Origin of the sequence: Syntrophomonas sp. UBA1041 (genome assembly GCF_002316705.1) — a bacterium.
In the GTDB taxonomy this organism is placed as follows: Bacteria; Bacillota; Syntrophomonadia; order Syntrophomonadales; family Syntrophomonadaceae; genus DTU019.
Map to the genome: position 1 here is coordinate 1 of NZ_DCEA01000094.1, position 4,776 is coordinate 4,776.

Annotated in this window: 6 protein-coding genes; all 6 read left to right on the forward strand. The window is 48.1% G+C overall.

The genetic code is table 11. From position 1 onward, the window contains the following. Positions 1–204, forward strand: a 204-nt coding sequence (locus tag B2633_RS13880; RefSeq protein WP_483171327.1) for a tRNA-dihydrouridine synthase, incomplete at its 5' end; no start/stop codon positions are given. A gap of 180 nt (positions 205–384) precedes the next feature. Next, the gene (locus tag B2633_RS13885) at positions 385–915 is read left to right on the forward strand and encodes a transcriptional regulator (RefSeq protein WP_481042180.1); all 531 of its coding nucleotides are present in this window, start codon (positions 385–387) and stop codon (positions 913–915) included. A gap of 39 nt (positions 916–954) precedes the next feature. After that, on the forward strand, positions 955–1,866 hold the full coding sequence (locus tag B2633_RS13890; RefSeq protein WP_481042182.1) for a quinate 5-dehydrogenase: 912 nt from the start codon (positions 955–957) through the stop codon (positions 1,864–1,866). After that, positions 1,859–2,764 (forward strand): hypothetical protein, encoded by a 906-nt coding sequence (locus tag B2633_RS13895; RefSeq protein WP_483171329.1) that lies wholly within the window; start codon positions 1,859–1,861, stop codon positions 2,762–2,764. The genes B2633_RS13890 and B2633_RS13895 overlap by 8 nt, the downstream gene beginning before the upstream one ends. 124 nt (positions 2,765–2,888) lie before the next feature. Continuing rightward, complete coding sequence (greA, locus tag B2633_RS13900; RefSeq protein ID WP_481042186.1) at positions 2,889–3,368, forward strand: transcription elongation factor GreA; 480 nt, start codon at positions 2,889–2,891, stop codon at positions 3,366–3,368. Between the two features lie 152 nt (positions 3,369–3,520). Continuing rightward, positions 3,521–4,776 (forward strand): lysine--tRNA ligase (lysS, locus tag B2633_RS13905; protein ID WP_483171331.1); only part of this gene is annotated, 1,256 nt, incomplete at its 3' end.

Below are 4,776 nucleotides of genomic sequence, written 5' to 3' on the forward strand. Positions count from 1 at the left end.
TTTATGGCTGCCCGGCAGCACCTGGATCTGGCCATCGAATTTAAAGGTGAGTACACCGCAGTCAGGGAAATGCGCAAACATTTTGCCTGGTATTGCAAAGGCCTGAGAGGAGCCGGCCGGGTTCGAGGGGCCATCAATCAGGCCGCAACCCGCGAAGAGCTTCTGGCAGCCTTAGCTTCCATCACCCTCCCGACAGTTATATAACCTCATATTTTAAATTTCCTCATAGGGCAGGCTCAGGAAAGGTTGCGCTTTCTGAGCAAAGGGTCGTTTGGATCCGTCCCCGCGGCCCATCGTCCCGCTAGTTGGTTTTGTTGCTCCAAGCCCTGTAAAATGCTAGAATAAATGCAGATTGTATACATATTGTGCTCAAGGGGTAGTGACATGGAATTTTATCGTATCCAAGACAAAATCGTGAGCTGGAACAAGATATCATCGACACTTAAGAAGGCCCTGGTCCTAAGGGCTCGCGGATTTTCCCAGCAAGAGACCGCCGACCGGCTGATGATCGATCGTACTTTCATTTCCCGCCTGGAAAAGATCGGCGAACTGCGTAAGGGTCAATCCATTGCCTGCGTGGGCTTTCCCATCAAGAATAAAAGTGAAATTGAGCACCTTCTGGAAAAGGAAGGTGTCGATTTTATATTTTTGATGACCGAGCAAGAACGTCTTGATTATGTTAACAACCGCAGCGGCAAAGATGTGCTCAACGAATTGATGGATCTTATCGTCAAAGCACGCGATTTTGATATAGTCATCCTAATCGGCTCCGATACGCGTTTGAAATTAATAGAGAACATTCTTGATGCCCAGGTGATTCCTATTGAAATCGGCACTTCCCCTATTACTGAAGATAAGTGGGTTGACCCTGAATTATTAAAAAAGATTTTACGGTCGGTAAAAGCTGCACGGTAAAGAACTCTAAGGTATGCTGCAGACGAAGGAGGTTCTCTGTTGAAACGAATTGTAAGTGTGAGCCTGGGGTCTTCAAAGCGGGATCATAGCTTTGAAACCGAGTTTATGGGAGAAAAGTTCCTGATCGAACGGATTGGAACCGATGGGGACTGGGACAAAGCTATTCAATTGATAAAAGATCTGGATGGCAAGGTTGATGCTTTCGGAATGGGCGGCATCGACCTTTATATTTATATTGCCGGCAAGCGGTACGTGATAAAAGACGCCAAAAAACTGCTGGTTGCCAGGAAGACCCCCATGGTGGACGGGAGCGGGCTCAAGAATACCCTGGAACGCAAATGTGTCCTGGATATTCAGAAAGACGGAATTTTAGATTTACGCGGTAAAAAGGTACTGATGGTCAGTGCGGCAGATCGCTTCGGTATGGCTGAAGCCTTGGAAGAGGTAGGGGCCAACCTGACCCTGGGGGATTTGATATATACCCTGGATGTTCCCATACCCCTTAAATCTTTAAAGGCATTAAAAATGATAGGCCGCATGGTGGCCCCGGTTGTTGTAAGCATGCCCTTTGATAAACTTTATCCCACTGGCAAAGATCAGGAAGTCATAATTCCCAAGCATTCAAAATATTATTATCAAGCAGATGTAATTGCAGGTGACTTCAATTATATCAAACGCTATCTGCCGGAAAAGCTCAATGGGCAGATTATCATTACCAACACCACTACCCGCGACGACATGCGGCTTCTGAAACAACGTGGCATCAGCAAGGTTATTACCACCACACCCAACATGGGAGGGCGTTCCTTTGGGACTAACGTGATTGAGGCCTTGATGGTGTCCCTGATCAACAAGACTGTTGAAGAGATAACCCCCAAGGATTATTACCACATGCTGCAGGAACTCAACATGAAGCCAGGTGTGGTAGACCTGGAGAAGGAAGATGTCTGAGCTGGAATTTGCCTTTTTTAATCTCATGCAAAGCGATAAGCGGGGGCTGGTATATCAGAAATATCTTCTGGATAGATTAGCCCCTTTTTTATTCGCCCCCCGGGTGGCTCGATTAATCGATATGCCAGTCATCAATGCCCGCGGTTATCATGTGGTTTTGCCTTTGGGAGAAGGCAATCTCAATAGCATGGAACCAGAACGGCAGCAGCAGATGCTGAGTAAGTCCATTGATGTGACCCGGGATTTTAATCTGCCCGCCCTGGCGGTTGACCGCCGTTTAAAACCCAGATTCGTTTTACCCCAGGTGGATATGCAAATAATCTTCGGAGACCATTTTATCAAAGCCCTGGCCGCCGCGTACATCAACCGCAGCCTTAACCGTCACGCTGTCAAGAGAATCATAATCGCTACCGATAATGAGGATCTGGTGGATTTTGTGGATTATGCCTCACGTTTTGACGTGCCTTTGTCGATACAAAGCTATCAGCCCGCCCGCTACGAGCCGGTGGCCCACCAAATGATGTATGAAAACGGCAGGGCGGTCAGCACCAGCTTATTCAACCCCCGGAGCTGGAGCAAAGGAGACCTGGTGGTGATATTTGACCCCCGGGATCGCTTTGTGGCCATCTCTCCTCCAGACGTCTTCTGCCTGCAGTTGGGCAATCGCAGCGAGAATATAGCCCCGGTCTTAGAAAACAACCTCAAGAATCATGGCGTTGAAGCCAGGTTGTGCATCCTGGCCCCGATCATGGAATTATGCCTGGGAATGATTACCGCCAAACAGCCGTCCCGGGAAACTGTCACAGCCGAAACTGTATTGCCGCCGGATTTCATCCGGATAGAAAAGTCCGCCAGTTCGCTGGGATTGTGGGAGTTATTCCTTGACAAGGCTATTTGAAGTCATTATAATACCATAAAGCATAAGATAGTAATGTCATTGAACCGTGGCCATTTTGGGCATCACGGCAGTAGCGAGCATAGTCTCGCTTTTATTAAGTAAGTTTCAGATGAGGAGAAATGGCATGGCAGAAGAAAAAGAAGTCCTTTTAACCAAAGAAGGTCTGGCCAGGCTGGAAGCTGAGCTGGAGCACCTCAAATCGTTCCGCCGTGAAGAAGTGGCCGAGCGTATTAAACAGGCCATCGCTTTCGGGGATATCAGTGAGAACTCCGAATATGAAGATGCCAAAAATGAACAGGCTTTTATTGAGGGCAGGATTTTGACCCTGGAGAAAACCTTAAAAAAGGCCCGTTTGATGGAGGATAATGACATCCGCACCGATGTTGTGTCATTGGGCTCCCGGGTCACCCTGCAGGAAATGAAAAGCGGACGAAATGTGACCGTAACCCTGGTTTCAACGGTTGAATCCAAATTAAAAGACGGTAAAATATCGGATGAGTCTCCAGTAGGTTCCGCTATTTTGGGCAAATCGGTAGATGCTATTGTGGCTGTGGAAGCCCCGGCTGGACTTATAGAATATAAGATAACCAACGTGCAGAGATAAAGCCTTTGCTAGCTGTTCTTTAAGGCAGCCATGATATCCTGACCCAAGGATAGATCGGTACGGTCTATCCTTGCTTGAGTATGGGACAGGTTTTACGGGGCTTAAGCAGCGAAGGCTTGTGGTCTGGTAACAAAATGTGAGGAAGTGTCTTGATGTCTGAGCAAGAGCAAAACCTGAGCGAATTGAGAAAAGTCCGCCTGGAAAAAATGGAAGAGTTAAAGTCCCTGGGATTGGACCCCTTTGGCCATCGTTTTGAACGTAATGCCTTTACCAAGCCCATAGTCGACGAATTCGAGCAATGGGAAAACCAGACTGCCAGAGTGGCAGGACGCATCATGTCCAAGCGCAGGCATGGCAAGGCTGGATTTGCGCATCTGCAGGACATTAGCGGCAGAATTCAACTGTATTTTCGCGCCGATGATCTGGGGGAAGCCCAATATGATTTGTACAAAAAAATGGATATGGGTGATCTGGTCGGGATTGAAGGTCAGGTCTTCAAAACCCAGAAGGGCGAAATCAGTATTCACGTTAGTGATTTGGTTTATCTGTCCAAATCATTGCACCCCCTGCCGGAAAAGTGGCATGGCCTTAAGGATGTGGAACTGCGCTATCGGCAGCGCTATGTCGATTTGATCGTCAATCCGGAGGTCAAAGAGGTATTCATCAAACGCAGTCAGGTTGTTAAGGAAATAAGAAATTATCTGGATAGCAAGGGATTCCTGGAGGTAGAAACTCCAATGATGCAACCTATACCGGGAGGCGCTACAGCTCGTCCCTTTATCACCCACCACAATGCTTTGGATATGGATCTTTACTTGCGGGTGGCTCCAGAGCTTTATCTAAAGAGGCTTTTAGTGGGAGGGCTGGAGAAAGTCTACGAAATCAACCGCAACTTCCGCAATGAAGGGATATCGACCCGCCACAATCCCGAATTTACCATGCTGGAGCTGTACCAGGCCTATGCCGACTATGAGGACATGATGGAATTAACTGAGGAATTGATCAGCAGAGCGGCTTTCAAAGTCAATGGCTCCATGCAGGTAGAATTTGAAGGACAGATTATCGATTTTTCGACACCCTGGAAGCGGGTGCAGATGCTTGACGCCATTAAAGAACATACTGGTCTGGACTTCCGTACAATAAGTGATGATGAGACCGCCCGCACCCAGGCTAGAAGTCTGGGGCTGGAGGTAGATGATACGGCATCCCGGGGTGAGATAATCAACGAGGTCTTTGAGGCCCGGGTTGAAGAACAGCTTATTCAGCCCACCTTTGTATACGGCCATCCGGTTGAAATATCGCCACTGGCTAAACGCAACCGTGAGCATCCTGAATTGACCGACCGCTTTGAGGTCTTTATCATGCAGCGGGAGATCGCCAATGCCTTCTCCGAACTTAACGATCCGAT